Genomic DNA, 19,525 nt, shown 5'->3' with positions numbered 1-19,525 from the left:
TTGTCTAAAGGGGTGTTTTTATGTCTAAAAGAAAAAGAACATCTAAAATTGAGAAGTGGATTAAGGAAGGTCGTGGCTCAGGAATTGGTTCAGAATATAAACCATGGTTAAAGATCCAAGATGTATCTTCGTTAGGTAGATCTACTCGCTTGAAAGGAATTAATGTTATCGGAAAACTCAATCGTTCCGTAGCAAAACATTATGTATTCTCAGTCAAATAAGTCGTTCCCTAAAACGAGTGAAAATCGGAGGATTGCCTCCTGTTTTCCTCGTTTTTTTGTGTCCAAAAGCAAGTGCAAAGGTATGAGCAAAGCCTGAAAAAAAGCGTGAAAAAAGCAAGGAAACGTACCGTTGGTACGTCAGCCAGAGGTAATTAAACGTTTGATTAAAAGTATGGAATAGCTTGATAAATAAGGCTTTCAAGAAAATAAGCATGAGAAAAAGAGCGAAAAAAGGCAGGGGAAATGCAGGAGAAAAATAAAAAAAGCAGAGGAAAAGCTGGAAGAAAAAGCTGGAAGAAAAAGCAGGAGAAAACCCCACATTCTTACTCCCTTCACCCTGTCTTTTAGGGAACAACTTATTTTCCTAAAAAAACAGGATTCTGACAAAAAATAGGAGAAAAAAAGAGCGAGTTAAGGAAGAACCCATTTAACTACAGAAAATGGGAAAATGGGAGAAAGGCAGGAATGACAAGGGGTTGGAGAAGGGGGGAGAATACCTTTCCTTTTTCAACTACAATTAAGACAAAAAGGCAGCATGAGTTTTTATCAGATTTAGAACGAAACTACTTTTATATTACCGAATATTCGGATTTGGTTCTTGATATTCGTGAACAATTTCCTTTACTTCCATTTGAAGAAACAATTGTCATTGCAGATGAGTTAGGTATTAAACATCCTACCGATCCTAGAACGGGAGAACCGATTGTGATGACAACGGATTTTTTATTAACGATTAATAATGGACAAAGCGTATTTGAAGTAGCTCATACAATTAAAATGAAGGATGAATTATTAAAAGAGCGTATACTTGAAAAGTTTGAGATTGAACGTGAGTATTGGCATCGAAAAGGAATTGATTGGGGCATTGTAACAGAAGAAGAAATACTTAAAACAATGGCAAGAAACATCAGTTATATCCACGATTACTATGACATTCGAGATTATGATGTATTTCGAGAAATGAGTGCACAGCATATTGAAGACTTATCTATTTCTTTAATGCAAAGGCTATTAGGAACTACAGAAAGCATTCGTAAAATCACAAATGAATTTGATACAGATACGCATTTGCCTTTTGGTAGTGGTGTAACGTTGTTTTATCATTTATTATCTCGAAAAATCATCATCATAGATATGATTGAGCCTTTAAATTTGGAAAAGCCAATCACCATTAAGTCGATTGATGATAGCAATCTGAAGAAGGTGAAATACGGATGATGTTGATTAACCAAGTGCTTCAATATGTATCTGATTCAAGAAGATTACGTGTTATTGAGATAGAAGAATCTTATGTATATATAGTCAATATTGATACGACAAGTGCTATGCCCCAAAGGGAACTTTATTTAAACTTACAAACAGAGATGAATCAAGATGAACTGCTTGTTGTAAGTGATCCTTATGCAAAAGCTATCCCAGATAATGAGCTCACAGAAGTCCAAATTCGTAAACGTGAAGAAGATTGGCGAACAGTAGAAGAATATATCCTCCCTAATATAAGTGAGTTACTACGAAAAAAAGGAAGAGAAAAGAAAATTACTGAAATCGTTAAGACAAGTGGAGTTGGAAAAACGAAAATAAAAAAATTACTTAGCCGTTATTGGCAGCGTGGTATGAATAAAAATTCCATGTTACCAGACTATGCAAATTCTGGTGGCAAGGGTAAAGCAAAGTCTTTGAAAGAAGCCAAAACAGGTCGTCCACGTAGAGTGAACATTCATGGCGATTATCAAACTGGTATTAATATAACAGACGAAGTGAAGCTACAGTTTGAGCATGCCATTAATAAATTTTACCGAAAAACGAACAACTACTCATTAAAAGATGTCTATCATTTCATATTGCGTGATTTTTATTCCGACCGTTATAAAGAAAATGGTGAAATGAAATATAGAGTATGGGAAGTAAACAGAATACCGTCTTACAATCAGTTTTACTATTGGTTTAAGAAAATAGAAGATCCAAAGAAAGATATTCAGTTCCGTAAAAGTGCTAAAGAATATGAACTGAAGCATCGTCCTATTTTAAGTGATTCAAAATCGGAAACGAATGGTCCAGGTACTCGCTTTCAAATTGATGCTACAATTGCAGATATTTATTTAGTGAGCTCGTTGGATGTAAATAAAGTCATTGGTCGCCCTGTTATTTATGCTGTCATTGATGTGTATTCACGAATAATAACAGGACTATATGTTGGATTAGAAGGACCTTCATGGATTGGAGCGATGATGGCTTTAGATAATATGGTAGCAGACAAGGTGGAGTTTTGTAAGAAATATGGAATCGAGATTACTGAGGAACAATGGCCAACAAAACATTTACCTGAAATTATTATTGCAGATCGTGGAGAGTTTGAAGGATATTCTGTCGAAAATTTAATCAATAACTTAAATATAAAAATAGAAAATACGACAGCATACCGAGGAGATTTAAAAGGAATTGTTGAGCGCAAATTTCGTACGTTTAACGGCAAGATAAAACAGAAGGCTCCTGGTGCAATTCAAAAGGAATATCGAGAACGTGGAGATCAAGATTATCGTTTAGATGCTACGTTAAATCTTAAAGAGTTCACAATATTAATTATTACGCTAGTCCTTCATCATAATCATAAAATCATTGATAAATATCCAATGGAAAAAGAAATGATTACAGACGGTTTAGTACCAACACCAGTTAATTTATGGAACTGGGGCATTCAAAATCGTAAAGGGCGATTAAGAACAATCGATCGTAATATTCTACGCTTAAATGTGTTACCACGTGGCAAGGCAACAATTTCTAGAGCCGGTATTAAGTTTAAAAACTTGTTATATGGTTCACGACAAGCAATTGAAGAACAGTGGTACTTGAAGTTAAAAAATCGCAGTATTGAAATTGTTTATGATCCTCGTAATGTCGAGAAGATATATATTCCTCATGATAATGGTATGGATTATGAAGCGTGTATATTACTTGAGCCAAGCCAACAGTATCGAAACGACTTTTTAGAGGAAATCGTTTTTTATCAACAGCTACGTAGTGAATTGGAAGAAATCGAACGATCTCATCAAGTACAGCTAACAATTAATACGGATGCCATGATGAATGAAATAATAAAAAAAGCAGAGAAGAAGAAAAAGCAATCATTCAATCAACCGACAAGTAAGAAAGAAAAAATTGTTTCGATAAGAGATAACAAACATACGGAAAAACAGTTAAATCGTGTAGAGGAGAAGTTTGATTTATCGCTAGCTGTAGTCAGTGATCAACCAGATATTATTGATTTTGTAACAAAAGAAAAAGTGCAAGATGACATACCTAAAAAATCCAGTTCGCGTCTAATGGAAAAACTAAAGAAGAAGCGAGATGAGAAGTTTGGAAAAGACGAATAATCTTGTCCTTAAAGGTGATTTTGGGAAAGCAACATATAGGGAACAAGCTTTATCTGAGTATAGTAACAATCCATTCATCGAAGCTCTTCCATGTATTTTCGATGAAGACAATGTACTAGAGCGATTTATGGTGACCCCACGTATTACACAGCAAGAAAAGCAAAGTGAAACGAATATCCGATATCATGTGCTAAAACGTGTGAAAAACTTTATTCAGCCTTTACCAATTCATTTTGAAGTAGAACGGAGACTTTCTACGCTAATACGTAGAGGTTACTTAGCTCGAAATCCTTTAGAGAAAACGTTTTTTGAACGTATTCGAGTATTACACCAATTACGTGAAGATGAGGAAAAAGCTCATAAATATATTGATGAGCGCTTGAATTATATTCGTTCTACAGCAGATAGTTTATCAATTATCGGTATATCTGGTATTGGTAAAACAACAGCAATTGAACGATTGTTACTTATGTATCCTCAAGTTATTAAGCATGAGACGTATAAAGGCCAGCCTTTTAACCGTACACAAATTGTTTGGCTTAAAATTGATTGTCCATATGATGGCAGCTTATCAACACTTTGTAAAAGCTTTTTCAAAGCGATTGATGACTTATTAGGAACTCGTTACCTAGAGAAGTACGGCTACTTAAATCGTATTACATCAACAATGCTTTTACATATGACTTCATTAGCCAGTATGTATGGTATTGGTGTACTAGTCATCGATGAAATTCAGCACCTTTTACATTCCAAGAACGACCAAGAGGAAATGCTGAATTTCTTTGTTACGCTATCAAATACAGTTGGTATCCCCACAGTATTAATTGGTACTTCAAAGGCACAGCAATTATTTAAAGGTAACTTCAGACAAGCTCGTCGTGCAGCAAGTGACGGTGCGATTATTTGGGATCGTATGGCTGAGGACAGTGAGGAATGGGATTTCTTTTTAGAAACTTTATGGGAATTACAATGTCTTAAAACACGCTCAGAACTTACTGAAGATGTGAAAAAGACTTTTTATGAGGAATGTCAGGGGATAACTTCGGTTGCAGTAAACTTGTTTATTTTAGCACAGGAGCGAGCTTTATTTGACGAATCAAATGAAGAAGAAAGAATTACTCCACGTGTTCTGAAGAAAACAGCAAAAGAAGAAATGAAAATTATCCAACCAATGCTTAATGCAATTCGTAAAAACGATTTAAAAGCGATGTATAAGTACGAGGATATTATGATTAATCTAGATGATCTGATGATTAATCATAAGCAAAACACAGAGTATGAAGGTAAAATCAAAAAGGCGATGAAAGAACGACAAAATACTTTGGGATATAAGCGACAGGATACGATAGAAAATTTAACTGTGGAGGTAGCCTCACTAGGAATTTTTGATAATCTGGAATTGAGTGATATTAAGCGAATTATAATCAAAATTGTTGAAAATTACCCGATTGATACAGATTTAAATGTATTAAAAACAGATTCAATTCAACAAGCTATTACAATAAATCAACAAAAGAAAAAAAATAAAGAATCAAAGATGCAAAAGGGAGAATTATTGCCATTGTTAACATTAAGAACAGCAGCAATTGAAAAAAACAACACCCTTATGAATTGTTGAAATTAAAAGGATTTATTAAAAGTCCACTACAAGAATTCTATAAGTAAATTAGAAATTAAGTTATGAGGTGTCTAAAAACCTAGATTGATCGACATGATAGAAGTATGTCGAATAAAACTAGGGGGATTTCGGATGCTACCGTTCTTTACGAACCCATATCCTGATGAATTGATGTATTCAGCGATTGCTCGTTATCACTTTTATAGTGGCAATATCGATTTTAAGGACACATTGGAAGAAGTATTTCAAAGTCGTACTGTGATACCAAGTGTAGAGATTGGCAGCCATTTTTCTGTACTAGTTGAGCAATTTGGCTCTAACTATTCTGTTGAGAGCCTATTAGCCAAGCATACAATTTATCCTTTCTATGCTCCTTTTCTTTCTAAGAACCGCCAGAAAGAACTTCTACATGATGTTCAAGGAGATGGAAAAGGACTTTATATAAGACTTGGGATGGTCGCAGGAGGTATTTGTAAAAAAGACTGGCTTTGTTATTGTCCAGAATGTGCTGCTAATGATATTGATCAGTATGGAGAACCCTATATTCATCGTGAGCATCAGCTACAAGGAATTGATTTCTGTGCGCATCATGAATTGAAATTAAAGAAGTATCCTGTAGATCCTTCAAAGCAGAGTCGAATAGAATTTATTCGATTCGATAAAAGGTCACTGAACTTATCAATGATTCAAGAAGTTGAACCAAAAGAGTTCGAAGCTATTCAAATTGCTTTGGCAAAGAAAGCTTATCAACTGCTGCAAGTCCCAATAGATCGATTTTCAAGAGAATCTATTAATCATAAATATCGTGTTCTTTTACGTGAGCACAAATTAATAACAACTTCTAATCGAGTTCGGCAGAATGAGCTATACAAAGCATTTAAATCAAAGTTTCAAAAGGATTTTTAGTTAAATATGAATCAGAAATCGATGTTGATGATGAGTACAATTGGCTGAGGATCATTACACGCAATCTAAAACGCCATTCACATCCTTTCCGTCATTTGCTTATGCTTTATTTCTTAGAACAAGATGTAGATTCTTTTTTACAAGTTGAAACTGATACAGGTCCTTTCGGTTGTGGCCCATGGCCTTGTTTAAATAAGGCAGCTAATCATTATAAGGAATGTGTGATTCCTGAAGTAAATGTTACGAGAGATTTTAAATCAAAAGCACCTATTGGTACGTTTGAATGCTCTTGTGGTTTTATTTACGCTAGAAAAGGCCCGGATAGATTATCTGAAGATAAATATCGAATTGGACGTACAAAAGCCTATGGGGATGTATGGAAGGCTAAATTACATGAACTAACAGCTAAAGGGATGTACAGTACAAGATTAATAGCGAATATACTTGGTGTAGATACGAAAACAGTTAAAAGGCAACTTTCCTTAGCTGTGAAAATAGAGGAATTATCTGAAAAGGATTTCCCACCTAAGTTACATATGTATCGAAACCAATTATTAAAAGGGATACAGCTTTATCCAGGTTTTTCAAGAACACAAATACGTAAGTGCTTCTCAAAAGAATATATGTACCTGTATCGCCACGATTATGAATGGTTGTTTGATCAGTTACCTATAGTTCAGGCGAAGGAGAAGCCAAAATCAATTGTCGATTGGGGCATACGTGATCGGGAGTATCTTTCTAAAGTGAAACAGCTTTACAAAGAATTAATTGAAATAGATAAGCCCATACGTATCACAATTTCGATAATTGGGAAACGTCTAGGAATCTTATCAAATTTGGTGAAACATCTTGATAAGTTGCAACAAACTGAAAAATATCTAAATAAAATTACGGAATCTACACTACAATTTCAGATTCGACGTTGCTGTAAAATAATTGACAGTATGTTACTAAAAAAAGAACCAGTATTGCTATGGAAAGTACAACGAATTGGTGCTGTGAAGTCACATCATTTTAACGAAATAAAATCTCATTTAGAAGTGTATATACGAACAAAACAGGAAGTGGATGATTATGAGTAAACAACAGGTTAAAATTGTTTGGCCATTTGTAAAGGGGGAAAAAGCCGAATTAATCTGGATTGGTGAGCCCTTCCGACAAGAAAATAAAATAATGATACATGCTTATTTTCGTGTGCATGGGCGAACAGAGAAAATTCTGATGGACTGGGGAACTTTACCCTGCTTAGCAATTCAACACTTTTATTCAGATGGAACCATAACAACAAGTCATCCCCCTCAAGGAGCTCGAGAAGTAGATATAACCATTTATCCTAACGGAGTAAAGTATTATGAAAGGCCATGGAACATTCGAGGTAGCGATGATTCTGCAACCTCCCGTAGTTTCGTATTCTCATATGATGGCAAGAATATTATTTTACCTGTTATTGAAGTGTTACGTAGTATCTTAGCCCCGAATGTCTTTCTTTTATATCGCTTGTTTGAATCGAATTCATTTCCTCAATATTTCACGGAAACATACGAACCTAATAAAATTCATCTTAGTTTTTCATCACAATATGAGTTGAAATATACAAAGACAACGTTTATCTATCAACTTGCGTGGCTGCTAACGAACAGTGATATACGACAAGTATATGAAAATATCGCCTTTACTTGGTTGCAAGAAAAGACTTTGAAATTTGAATGGGATTTTACACAACCGATCACCATAATAGCTCGTGTAAAAGAAAAGAATAACACATGTACAGTATTACAAGTTGTTAATGTGAAAAATAAATATATTCCGTATGAACATATTTCGATTTCGCATCCAGAAATACTGGATCGAGAGAAATCTAATGAGGCAAAGAAATTCACATATCGTTTACTAAATAAAAAGAACGATGAAGATGGTCTTACATTAGATGAACAAGCCGGTGGTTCTACAGAAGATTTTGATCTTTTACAAATGAATCAGTTGAAACATGAATATACATCGGTACCTAAAATTAAACGTATAAAAAGTAGTTCTTCAAAGCAGCGAACAAGAGAGGATGAAAATACAAAGAAATACTTTGGAGAAAATAATTCAATTCGGTCTACAGCAGACACTGGAGGTCAAAAACTGGCAAGAGGGCTAGAGCATCAAATGTTGCACGAAATACAAGCTCAAGGTGAACTACAGGATTTTATTAATGTTTTAAAGATTCTAGAACAATATCCACAAATTAAGGCAATTCGAGCGTTTATGGATGTTTTACCAGATGGATCAGGAGAGCGTAGGTTTACTAAATTAAGTGATGGTATAACCAAACGAAGATATGTGACTGCCGAAGTATATATGGTTAATGGAAAGTTGTTTAATATTTTAGAAGTGGAGCGAGAGAATCGATCATTGTCGATGTTAATTTTATCTGCTACCTTTATTCACGAATGGAAACCTATGTATAATCGTTTGCTTGTAAATTTGGTTAATAATAGTGGTACCTGGACAAGTAAATCGTTAAGAGACAGCCAAAATGAAGGAGTTAATATAATTAAGGCAAAGCACAGTAAAAATAGTATTCATCATAAGGCAGAAATCCTATTAAGCAAGTTACTATAGAAATATTATCCAAGGAAGAATTGGGACGTATTGGGATATGAGGTAGCATTAATTATCTTTGCTGACTTTCTTAAAGAAAGATAGAATTAAGAGCTTTAAGAATAACTTATCTTTATAATGGAATATATTGGAATCACTGAGATAGAATTAATGAAATATTTTTTTAGCTAATAACGTCCTTTGTGTGGGTGGATTTACCGTATCGACTTGAAGTAGAAATACTAAAAAGACAACTTCCTATTTAATTCCATAGGGGAAGTTGTCTTTTTGTATAAACTTCTCAAAAATCATTAGTTTTACACCGTTCTCTTAAAGTGGATTCGAGATATAGTTTTTAATTATGTATCGGTATTTGTTTTTTTCTTCTAGTCGGTTGCTTAATTCATTGCGACCTTTCTTCCTAGAGAACTTAAAGTAAAAGAGATAGAGGATGCTATCTCTTTGTTTTATTTCTTACCCTGCTGAAATATAAAAAACATTGAATAATTCCACTGATTTGGATAGTATATATAAGTAAATGGATAAAAATATTACAAATATGGATAGTTTTTTAGGGTTTTTGGATAATGTTAGTAAGGAGGATGTACCGTGAAATATTATACTGAGTTATTAAAAATAATTGAAGGAGGAATAAAAAAAGATTCCCAGAAAGTAAATGATTATGCTACTTTATTAGCAAAAAAGTTAAAAGATGATGGTGAAGAAAAAAAATCACAAAGAATAGAAAAAATACTAATGAAATCAGGTAGTTTTGATGAAAATACAATAAACTATTCTAGGCAAGTCCCATTTGATAGTGAATCTAAACTTGAAGTAGCAACAGTCTTAATGCCGATTCAAATAGAAGAAAAAACACTGTTCTACAATGAATCTTTAAGACAACAAATAGATGAGTTTATTGATTCTTATAAAGAATCTGATCGTCTTGCATCATATGGGTTAAATATCCCTTCTACTTTGTTATTATATGGCCCCCCAGGGTGTGGGAAAACAGAATTAGCATTTTTTATTGCAAAAAGGCTCAACTTACCAATTGTAATTGCAAGATTAGATACTTTAATCTCATCATATTTAGGAAGCACTTCAAAGAATATAAGAATGTTATTTGAATATGCAAAAAAAAACCCGTGTATTCTATTTTTGGATGAATTTGATGCAATAGCAAAACTAAGAGACGATGTAAATGAACAAGGTGAATTGAAAAGGGTAGTAAATTCCTTGTTGCAGAATATTGATTTTTTAAATGATAGAAGTGTTTTAATTGGTGCAACGAATCATGAGAATTTACTAGATAAAGCTATTTGGAGACGATTCGGCACTAGATTAAATATTAGTTATCCTGAGAGACAATTAAGAAGAGAAATAATTATCCAAATACTCTCTGATATAGGTTATAATACCTATAAAAGGAACTTCTTAGATGTATTGGTTGATTTATTTGAAAGTTTATCTGTAGCTGATATAGAGCAAATATTAAAAAAATCTGTTCGAACAGCAGTATTAAAAAATAGAGAAACTGAATTTTTAGACTTTATTGAGGGATATTTCAATTATATCGCTACAGATGTTAATTTGGATGGTGACCCAGACGCTGTACGTAGAGAAAAATTAAAGTTTTTATTAAAGATTAATCCTTCTTTTAGTCTAAGAATGTTAGGACAAATATTAAATTGCCATCACAATACAATAAGAAGTGATTTTAAAAAAATCCAAGGGGAGTTGGAGTAATTGGCTAATCCAGATTTTCCGGCAAAACAGATAGGATTAAGAGCTAATGACAGACAAAGAGGTAATCATATGAAAATTTCACCAGGTCCAAAGACTTGGTATTATGATGAAGGTCCAACTATAAGAAAACACTTTAAAAAATTAATAGCCCAAATAGAAAGTATTTTAGATGTTGAATTAGAAAGATATGCAGATTTTATTAGAAATAAATCGGAGTATCCTTTTCCAATATTATTTGAACTTCAAAATAATAAAATCGCAAAGAATCATAGGCCAACATCTATATTAAATCAAATTAATAGTGAAGTTATTGCTGTACAGGATATCGGAGTTCTTGTCGTTGGCGCATCTAAGTCTTCTTTAGAAACATTAATAGAACTAATATATGATGTCATTGAAGTGGTTCCAAATAACCGTAGAGAATGGTTGTTTTATAGAGATGAGCGTGAGGCAGTTACTAAGAGTAAAGAAAAATGGTATGAAGTTATTCATCAGCTCACGTGTATAAATAATATAAAACTTTATAATAATGAATTAGTCGTTGAAAATTTAAACGAAGATGAAATGATTAACATTAAAGAGGACAAAGAGTTTAAGGTCAGGTTTTTTAATTATGGTGATTCGGAAATAAATCAAATAGTTTTAACTGCATTTTTAAAGCAATTAAAAGATTATGGGATAAATAGAAGTAAAATTAGGAAAATGGACTTTGTTAACTCTGTAGAAGTTTATGCGATTCCTTATCTGTCTGATGAAATAATCCAAATAGCTTCCCACTTTCCTGGAGTAGAGTCTGTTTCTAGTTTTGTTTATTTTGAATCGGGCTCGCAGGAAACTTTAGTAGAAGATGAAATTATTGATATTATAAATTCGTTGCCAGGTAATGAATACCCAAAAGTTGCAATTGTAGATTCTGGTGTTTCCTCTGACAATCACCACCTAAAACCTTGGGTAGAAGATGTTGATAACTATGTGATTGAAACAAATCAAAATAATTATCATGGTGATTTTGTTGCAGGAATAATAAATTACGGACACATATTAAATGAAAATTTAACTAATGTTGTAGATTCTGGAGTTAAGATACTTGATGTTATAGTACTTCCTGATCCAGAAAAAGAGAAAGTAAGAGAAGATGATTTATTATCATCACTTGAACAGGCTTTAGAGGAATACTCGGATACGTATAAAGTTTGGAATTTATCTCTGTCTAGTAAGAGACAATGTACAGGGTTTGTATCAGAATTCACTGCATCGATTGATGAACTACAAAAAAGATATAATGTGATTTTTGTTGTCGCTGCTGGAAATACCACAAATAGTCGTATTAATAGAATTACATTGCCTGCTGATTCGGTTAGATCAGTTACTGTGGGCTCAATTGCTTTAAATAGCAGTATAGGTGATGTTGTAGAAGAGAATATGATAGTTCCTTATTCAAGAGTCGGCCCTGGTATTGGCCTTTCGATAAAGCCTGATGTAGTACACTTTAGTGGTAATCCGTCTAACCACCCTATATATTCATTAGATTCTAATGGTAAAAGGATTGGAGATTTCGGGACTAGCTTTTCTACCCCATTGGTATCAGCAATTATAGCTGAATATTTTAGTCTTTATCCTCAGAACATGTATCCGTTAATGGCGAAAACATTGTTAATACATGGTGCTAAAAACCCAGTAGGTAAAGATAGAATAAAAGAAATATCAGCTCATTATGAATATGGATATGGTTTGCCCCGAAGAATATCAGATATTTTAAATGGGGATGAGCATGAAATTACTTTATTATTCGAAGGAGAAATTGATTCTTCAAGAGGTACCAATTGGATAAAAATTGAGGAGTTCCCTTTTCCGGAATCTTTTTTTGATGAGGAAAACCAAAAAATTAAAGGAAATATTCTTGTAACTTTGGGGTATGAAACTCCATTAAATGCAAGATATGGAAGTGAATATTGTAGGTGCAACCTTGATGTTCGTATTCGAACAAAAATTAGCGATTCTTATAAAAAAATTACAGAAGGAAGCAAAACTGATGATGCTTCATTTGATGCAAAATGGGAAAGAGATAGAATAACTAGTGAATCAAAGTGGTCCAATATTAAGCAAGTCGAATTTAAGAGTCCTGTAGGTAGGCAAGGTACAGATGATATGATTTTAGAAGTATTACCTACTTGGAGAAACCTAGACGAAAAGGAAAGAGTACCATTTGTAATAGCATTAACTATTAAAGATCCTAAAAGAGAATTACCAGTATATAATGAAGTTGCTCAAAAACTAAACGAATCATTTGCAACAACAGACCTTAGACTTAAAAACGCACCGGTTAAGATCAGTGTACGTTAGTCCTAAGTGACTTGAAAATAAATTTAAAAAGTTATAGAGCTACTTGCAATTACAATTGTACGTAGCTTTATTATTTGTTTTGTTAACCAAATGATATTGAAGGAGTCGTTTAAACTGATTAATAGAACTAGAATTTTCATTAGTTCTGCTTATGAAGATGCTTTAAAAGATACTAGAAAGATTGTAAAAGATCATTTAGAGAAAAGCGGACATGAGGTTCCTATATTTGAAGATGGAGACTTTGGATCATGGGAGAGTGATACCTTACAACAATGGCTATTGGTTATACGAATTTGATATTGCACGTTCTCAGGAACAAGCAAAGAATATATCTGCATTATTAAGTACTTCGTTAAGGTCAGTTGTAAATCTAATCCCTGAAAGAACGAAGTTAAATGAACTTAAGAATCAAACTGCTAACTTAATGAACTATGCTAACTATACACTTACCTTACTTTCAGAAAAAAACTTAATAATGAATAATGAAATTGGAAATTGGTCAAACTTTTTAGAACAGGCAATTAATTTTTTACAGAAGGACAAAGAAATCATTGTAGCTCCAGACTTTAATCCGACTAGAGTAAACATAATAAGAGGTTGTAAGGCTGCATCACTTTATCATTATAATGAGAACACACCCCAAAAATTAATTTTATTAGGGGCAACTGGAAATGTTACTGCACCTGATACTTTTGATTTAACTAATTCAAATGTCTATGTAGTGGATGCATTTAACCAACAAGAGAAAATTATTTTTTATAGGGAAGAAAAACAAACTTTGTATATAACTGAACCCATAGGTGAATGTGTACTTTGTCTCCATTTTCCTTTAGTTGAACGGTGGAATAATGATCAAGTAAAGGCACACATTGACTTAATCGAATATGCTATAATTAAAGAAGAAGATGAATATTTCTACGAGTACTTAAAATTGCTGATAGGAGGGAAATTATGAGAAAAGAGAATTATGAACATGATTCTTCCGTTATTATTAAACGTTCCCCAGCAGTAAGTGGAAGGAAAAATCTAAATACGTTATCCGCATCATCTTTAAAATGCTCAATAGTGGTAAGGAGTAATCCACCTATAGTAAAAAGTGTAAGTAATGAGATTGCAAAAAATATATTTACTCTAGATAAGGTACTAAGAGAATCTAATGAGATTCTGCCTTGGGATAGACAACTTGAAAACAGGTAATTAAATGAGTTATCCTTCCATGTACTTGTTTCAAAAAATGTTTGAAACAAGTTTTATCTAGTCTTAATGGAGGAAAGTCTCCTAAGTAATCAAACTTTTTATTAAAAATAAATTTAGCTAAAATTAACCTCATTCGTTTTGAGTAATCTTTTTTCAAAACGGAGGGGGTTTTTCTTATAAAATCAACATTCAAAGCATATTTTTGTTCAAACTTTAAATCAAACCAACAACAATTCTTTAATAGTACATAAAGCTGTGATTTCCTGAACAATTATATTGAGAGGATATCGGTAATTTTCACCTTATTCCATGTGAAAAAAGATGTTTTTCCGAATCTATTAACATGTTATCTTAAAAGAAAGAATATTTTAGGGAGGGAGTTCGTGCTTTATGCCAAATTGTGATTGGGGTAGACCATGTGATTGTAAGGATTGTAGAACAGACCAATTCAGTATAATATGCCCTCATTGTGGATTTAACAATGTCTTAAATGTTTTGGGTAGTGCTGAACTTAAGTCGGATAAGAAAGGCAGTTCGGGTTATGAATTTACCTATCCATCTGGAACAAAGGAATTAAACTGCTATTGTTGTTCAAAGATTATTCCAGATGTTCGTTACTATGATGGTTATAATGAATACATATGTAAAATTAATATTAAACTTTATCAGAACAAATTAAATGGACTTGTTTGTAGTTCTTGTGGTGTGATAGACGGGGAACTGAAAGGAATTAAGTTTGTAAAACTAATTAAATTTGATAATAAACTTTATTGTCAGAAATGCATTATTGATGCAGGAGTAAAAAAAATCCCTAATCCTTCAAACGAAAATGAAAAGTACGTTTTTAACGGGGAAAAGTTGAAATGGGAATTACATAAGATAAGAATTCCTTGTCCCTCATGTCATAAAAAAAGATGGTTAAATGCTGAAAATAGATGGAAAACATTATGTAAAAAATGCTACCTAACTTCATAAGTATTTAAGATAGATAAAGCTTGGAATACTGGGCTTTATTTTTTTATTCTACCACGCAAAATAAATAAGATAACTAACATTTGATTTAATGGAACAATGAAAAAAGCTGTGGTTCTCAAAAATATTGTGAAAAATTATGCCTATTAAAATTAATATTGAAATGTTCCAAAGAATTAAGTTTATGTATTTTCCTGAGTCTACCTATGATTTTATATAAAAAAACGAATAAATTTCTCCTTTTTTAAAAATAATATTCAAAAAAAAGGAAGTGCTAGTATTAATACACTTGATTCCATTACAAATAAGCAAATGATGCTTATTCTAATAACAGTGATAGGTCTAAACAATCATGTATTTGTAATATCTCCACTTGTGCAACATGCAGGTAAAGATTCATGGATCAGTGTAATTCTATCATTTTTATTATCCATAGTCTGGATTATACTTCTTTTAGTTTTCCAAAAGTCAATTAATAATGAGGGAATTTTTGAGTGGCTACGATTTAAAGTAAACAAAAAAATTATTATTATTTTAGGAATAATCTTTATTCTCTTTTTAATAAATTTAAGTGCTATCACATTAAGAGAAACTATTGCGTTAATTAATGTTGGATATCTTCCTGAAACCCCAAAATGGATAGTAGCATGTATTTTCAGTATTGTTTGCCTATATTTTGGAGGATCAAAACTAGGAACGATAAGTATCATTAATATCTTATTACTCATTTTCGTTGTCTGTCTTGGGTTTTTCGTTGCTTTTACAAATATGGAACACAAAGATTATTCACTATTACTTCCTATTTTTGAAAATGGATATAGCCCCATATTAAAAAGTATTATTTTTCCCTATTCCGGAATGACTGAACTTATGCTTTTTTTATTTTTAAAAAAGAGAATTAATACTCCAGTTAAATTTCGACATCTCTTTATAACGTCTTTCATATTAATGGGGCTTACATTAGGACCATTAATAGGAGCAATAACGGAATTTGATGAGGTTGAAGCATCCTATCAACGTTTCCCAGCATTTGAAGAATGGGGATTAGTTTCTATAGGGGATTTTATTGAACATGTGAGTTTTTTAGCTTTGTATCAATGGTTAGCAGGTGCATTTATTCGCATTTCCTTATTCTTTTATACGATAAAAGAAGTTTTATTAGAAATTAATTTATATTCAAAATGGTGTCTATTTGTAATTTTATTTATCGTAATTGGATATGCCGTTTATCCCATCAGTGATATTCATTATTCGAATGTTTTATGGAATATCCTACTACCTTTTACGACTTACTTTTTAATCAGTTTTTTACTTCTATTATCCTTATTTATTTTAGTACTACATAAAAGGAGAATAAATGTATGAAGTTTTTCAAAAAAAAATCCCTACAAAAAAATTTATCAATAAGTAATGATAATAATAAAAAGAGCACCGTAATTAGTGAACGAGTATTAAGAAATGTTCTAAAAAAATGTCCGGATATACAATTTTCCTCAACTACTTATATACATCATCAAATTACATATATATATTGTTCGGGATTAGTCAATACTGAAATATTATACAATACTGTTCCTCAGTCAATCGATCATTTTTTTTTCGTACATAAAGGCGAAATCACTGAGGAACAGATACGCAACTATCTACATATCCCAACCTTGGATGTAATTGATAATTTAGAGGTTGCAATAACGGATATATTCGCCGGAAAATTATTAATCGATTTTGGAATCAATGGAAAACTTTTTACGATTGATATATCAGAACGTCCTCAAAGAAAGCCTGAAGAGACTGCCACTGAAGCAACTGTAAAAGGTCCTAGAGATAACTTTATTGAGGATATCAATGTTAACATTTCTTTAATCAGGAAAAGATTACGCACATCTTCACTTGCATTTGAACAAACAACGATAGGTAAACGTTCCCAAACGAAAGTTGCTATTCTTTATATGGATGATATCGCAAATATGAATGTACTTAAAGAAATAAAAAATAGACTTTCTACCATTGATATCGACGGACTTGTAACTACCCAACAATTAGAAGAAACGTTCAATAACACTCCTTATGCAGTATTTCCAAGACACCAGTATACTGGTAAGCCAGATTTCGCTGTGCAAACATTATTAAATGGAAGGTTTGTTATCCTAATTGATGGTGTCACTATTGCCTTAATTACTCCTATTAACTTTTTTTTGCTACTTAAAGGAAGTGAAGATAAAGAAGTATCATACATCTTCAGTTCATTTCAACGATTGATAAGAATATCTGGACTTTTCTTGTCAGCTATACTACCAGGCATATGGGTCTCTTTAACCTCATTTCATCAAGATCAACTCCCACTCTCATTATTAGCAACCGTTGTCGAATCAAGAAAAGGAGTTCCATTACCATTATCCATTGAAGTTATTCTTATGTTACTTTTATTTGAACTTTTTAAAGAGGCGGGATTACGATTACCTATGTCCATTGGTCAAATTCTTAGTGTAGTTGGTGGATTAATAATTGGAGATGCTGCAATAAGTGCTGGATTGGCTAGTCCGGTTACCGTCGTTGTAATAGCTCTTTCCACATTATCCACGTTTAATCTAAATGACCAATCTTTAATTGGAACACTCTCTCTTACACGTCTTTTTATTATTTTATTCTCTTCTTTATTCGGTTTTTTTGGCATGTTTACAGCAATATTTGTTATTTGTGCATATATCGGCAGAATAAATACATTTGGTGTTTCTTATTTGGAGGGAATTAGCCTACTAAATATATCTGATTTTATTAAAACAATTATTAAAATTCCTAGCACAAAATACACAAAAAGGCCAAAAGCGCTCGAATTAAATGACATTACTAGAACAGGTGAAGAAAATGAAAATAAAAAGAAAAGCTAATCAATTTTTTCTTTTATTGAGCATTTTAACTACAGTATTTCTTTCTGGATGCTGGGATGTGAAACAAACGGAAAGAATGGTTTACATACATTCTATAGGTCTTGACTATAAAGACGGTAAATATATAGCATATTTACAAATCATTAATTTAGGACTACTTGCAAAAAGCGAGGCAGGAGGTAGCAATAACCAAGTTACAGCAGAACTTGGTCATGCATCAGGAAATACCGTGGAAGAAGCCATCTTTAATATCTATCAGACAACTCAAAGAAGACTTTTCTGGGGGCATATTGCATACATTGTTTTCACAGAAAATGTTTTGAAACAAGGAGGCTTACAAGCCATTACAGATATATTAGATCGGTATGTTGAAACTTATTATCAAATATGGATATATCTAACGGAAGATTCCATTCCTAATATACTTCATGCCATGCCGAATATTGGAATGTCTACAGATCTTTCACGCCTTAGTGATCCAGAACCTAGTTTTAAACAATTTTCCTATATCCGACCTATTGATTTAAGAAGATTAATTATTTTAAATAACCGTCCACCAAATGAAATAGTATTACCAATTATTTCAGGAAATCACCAATCATGGGAAGCTGATTCTAAACACATGGATGCAGCAATATTAAACGGATTAGGTATTATCACTAATGACAATTTGAAAGGGTATCTTAGTAACAGTAAAGCTAAAGGATATAGATGGATGAATAAGGATTTTCAAAGATCAGAAATAACTATAAAAGGCAAGGAAGGTATGGGTCTTTTATTAAGGAACTTACATGTAAAGGTAACTCCGGTCATAAAACATAATGAGGTTAAATTTGATGTTAAAATTAAAGCTAAAGTACATATAAATAAAGTAAGACGAACTAATTCATTAGAGGAAATAAGTTCTGAGGCTAAAAGGAAAATTAAAAAAGAAATAATGGATACTTATTTAGAAGGTCTGAAACTGGATTCTGATATATATCGTCTTTCAAACGTACTTTACATAAAGAATTATTCCACTTGGAAAAGAATACAACATGATGGAAAAATACCGTTGAATAATCACTCAATTAATAATATTGACATTAATTTAAAAATAATAGATGCTGGAAAACAAAGGAACAAGCCCACCTTAATTAAGAGAAAATATCCGAGCCATCCATAATTGGATGGCTTTAAGTCGATGTTTAACATCATGTTTTAAACCATTATAGAGGGTCCATATAAATTTCAAGAGGTAAAATGCTTAGGCGTGGATGTTGCTTTATTTGGGTTCTCCATTATTTTTTGTTGGGAGAATGAACAAGCAAAATTAAATGAAGAAATTAGACAAGGTTTAATAGATAGGTTGGAAGAAAAACTACTTCAAGATTTTTATAGAGAATTAGAAGGTATTAGTTTGAATTTAACTTTAAATATTACTGTGGGAAGTGTGATAGAGAAAGCATACATTGCTACAAAACATTATTCAGAATCTGAATGGGATATTCTAGCGAAGTCAATGAAAGAATTCGAGGCTAACTTGGATATTAATAATAAGGGTGTAACTCCAAGGATATCTCTTGAAATAGATGTTCTAAGAGGATTAGAAGACCATCAATCTGAATTCAGGAAATTAAACGCCTACGCTGAAGCAAAAAGGGCTGGTATGTCAACACTAAACTAGACAACTTT

At 32.4% G+C, this 19,525-nt stretch carries 15 protein-coding genes and 1 pseudogene; all 16 read left to right on the top strand.

Annotated elements, in window-relative coordinates; translation table 11 throughout:
- Window positions 1-20 precede the first annotated feature (20 nt).
- Window positions 21-161, top strand: a pseudogene (locus tag CWO92_RS22980) (heteromeric transposase endonuclease subunit TnsA); the annotation flags it as partial.
- Window positions 162-686: 525 nt separating this feature from the next.
- Window positions 687-1,439 (top strand): TnsA endonuclease N-terminal domain-containing protein, encoded by a 753-nt coding sequence (locus tag CWO92_RS22965; RefSeq protein WP_235851660.1) that lies wholly within the window; start codon window positions 687-689, stop codon window positions 1,437-1,439.
- Complete coding sequence (locus tag CWO92_RS22960) at window positions 1,436-3,592, top strand: TnsB C-terminal domain-containing protein (protein WP_101356532.1); 2,157 nt, start codon at window positions 1,436-1,438, stop codon at window positions 3,590-3,592. The genes CWO92_RS22965 and CWO92_RS22960 overlap by 4 nt, the downstream gene beginning before the upstream one ends.
- A complete protein-coding gene (locus CWO92_RS22955; protein WP_437177574.1) occupies window positions 3,567-5,210 on the top strand; it encodes an ATP-binding protein in 1,644 nt (547 codons plus the stop codon). The genes CWO92_RS22960 and CWO92_RS22955 overlap by 26 nt, the downstream gene beginning before the upstream one ends.
- Before the next feature lie 132 nt (window positions 5,211-5,342).
- Window positions 5,343-6,116 carry a TniQ family protein gene (locus CWO92_RS26405; RefSeq protein ID WP_268877618.1) on the top strand — a complete coding sequence of 258 codons (774 nt, stop codon included), beginning with the start codon at window positions 5,343-5,345 and terminating at the stop codon, window positions 6,114-6,116.
- Window positions 6,092-7,198, top strand: coding sequence for a TnsD family Tn7-like transposition protein (locus CWO92_RS26400; RefSeq protein ID WP_367593498.1), 1,107 nt, complete (start codon window positions 6,092-6,094; stop codon window positions 7,196-7,198). The genes CWO92_RS26405 and CWO92_RS26400 overlap by 25 nt, the downstream gene beginning before the upstream one ends.
- Window positions 7,191-8,723 carry a Tn7-like element transposition protein TnsE gene (locus CWO92_RS22945; RefSeq protein WP_101356531.1) on the top strand — a complete coding sequence of 511 codons (1,533 nt, stop codon included), beginning with the start codon at window positions 7,191-7,193 and terminating at the stop codon, window positions 8,721-8,723. Before CWO92_RS26400 ends, CWO92_RS22945 begins: the two co-directional genes overlap by 8 nt.
- Window positions 8,724-9,311: 588 nt before the next feature.
- Window positions 9,312-10,451: an AAA family ATPase gene (locus tag CWO92_RS22940; RefSeq protein ID WP_055737862.1), complete on the top strand. Its 1,140-nt coding sequence runs from the start codon at window positions 9,312-9,314 to the stop codon at window positions 10,449-10,451.
- Entirely contained in the window at window positions 10,452-12,794 is a 2,343-nt protein-coding gene (locus CWO92_RS22935) for a S8 family peptidase (RefSeq protein ID WP_101356530.1), read from the top strand.
- A 226-nt stretch (window positions 12,795-13,020) separates the two neighbouring features.
- On the top strand, window positions 13,021-13,749 hold the full coding sequence (locus CWO92_RS22930; protein WP_101356529.1) for a hypothetical protein: 729 nt from the start codon (window positions 13,021-13,023) through the stop codon (window positions 13,747-13,749).
- Window positions 13,746-13,991, top strand: a complete 246-nt coding sequence (locus CWO92_RS22925) for a hypothetical protein (protein ID WP_061184583.1) — start codon at window positions 13,746-13,748, stop codon at window positions 13,989-13,991. The genes CWO92_RS22930 and CWO92_RS22925 overlap by 4 nt, the downstream gene beginning before the upstream one ends.
- Window positions 13,992-14,381: 390 nt before the next feature.
- Window positions 14,382-14,966, top strand: a complete 585-nt coding sequence (locus CWO92_RS22920) for a hypothetical protein (protein ID WP_055737866.1) — start codon at window positions 14,382-14,384, stop codon at window positions 14,964-14,966.
- Window positions 14,967-15,179: 213 nt separating this feature from the next.
- A complete protein-coding gene (locus CWO92_RS22915) occupies window positions 15,180-16,328 on the top strand; it encodes an endospore germination permease (RefSeq protein ID WP_367593497.1) in 1,149 nt (382 codons plus the stop codon).
- Window positions 16,325-17,851, top strand: a complete 1,527-nt coding sequence (locus tag CWO92_RS22910) for a spore germination protein (RefSeq protein WP_101356528.1) — start codon at window positions 16,325-16,327, stop codon at window positions 17,849-17,851. The genes CWO92_RS22915 and CWO92_RS22910 overlap by 4 nt, the downstream gene beginning before the upstream one ends.
- Entirely contained in the window at window positions 17,829-19,016 is a 1,188-nt protein-coding gene (locus CWO92_RS22905) for a Ger(x)C family spore germination protein (protein ID WP_055737869.1), read from the top strand. Before CWO92_RS22910 ends, CWO92_RS22905 begins: the two co-directional genes overlap by 23 nt.
- An 87-nt stretch (window positions 19,017-19,103) precedes the next feature.
- On the top strand, window positions 19,104-19,517 hold the full coding sequence (locus CWO92_RS22900; RefSeq protein ID WP_101356527.1) for a hypothetical protein: 414 nt from the start codon (window positions 19,104-19,106) through the stop codon (window positions 19,515-19,517).
- Window positions 19,518-19,525 lie beyond the last annotated feature (8 nt).

It is taken from the genome of Heyndrickxia camelliae, assembly GCF_002844575.1.
Classification (GTDB): domain Bacteria; phylum Bacillota; class Bacilli; order Bacillales; family Bacillaceae_C; genus Margalitia; species Margalitia camelliae.
The sequence above is the reverse complement of the archived record's forward strand: the minus strand, read 5'-3'. Positions and strand labels throughout refer to the sequence as shown.

What these genes read in the sequence shown, in the direction of transcription:
- CWO92_RS22965 (WP_235851660.1), top strand. Translation starts at nt 687, where the DNA reads ATGACAAGGGGTTGGAGAAGGGGGGAGAATACCTTTCCTTTTTCAACT.
- CWO92_RS22960 (WP_101356532.1), top strand. Translation starts at nt 1,436, where the DNA reads ATGATGTTGATTAACCAAGTGCTTCAATATGTATCTGATTCAAGAAGA.
- CWO92_RS22955 (WP_437177574.1), top strand. Translation starts at nt 3,567, where the DNA reads ATGAGAAGTTTGGAAAAGACGAATAATCTTGTCCTTAAAGGTGATTTT.
- CWO92_RS26405 (WP_268877618.1), top strand. Translation starts at nt 5,343, where the DNA reads ATGCTACCGTTCTTTACGAACCCATATCCTGATGAATTGATGTATTCA.
- CWO92_RS22945 (WP_101356531.1), top strand. Translation starts at nt 7,191, where the DNA reads ATGAGTAAACAACAGGTTAAAATTGTTTGGCCATTTGTAAAGGGGGAA.
- CWO92_RS22925 (WP_061184583.1), top strand. Translation starts at nt 13,746, where the DNA reads ATGAGAAAAGAGAATTATGAACATGATTCTTCCGTTATTATTAAACGT.
- CWO92_RS22920 (WP_055737866.1), top strand. Translation starts at nt 14,382, where the DNA reads ATGCCAAATTGTGATTGGGGTAGACCATGTGATTGTAAGGATTGTAGA.
- CWO92_RS22910 (WP_101356528.1), top strand. Translation starts at nt 16,325, where the DNA reads ATGAAGTTTTTCAAAAAAAAATCCCTACAAAAAAATTTATCAATAAGT.
- CWO92_RS22905 (WP_055737869.1), top strand. Translation starts at nt 17,829, where the DNA reads ATGAAAATAAAAAGAAAAGCTAATCAATTTTTTCTTTTATTGAGCATT.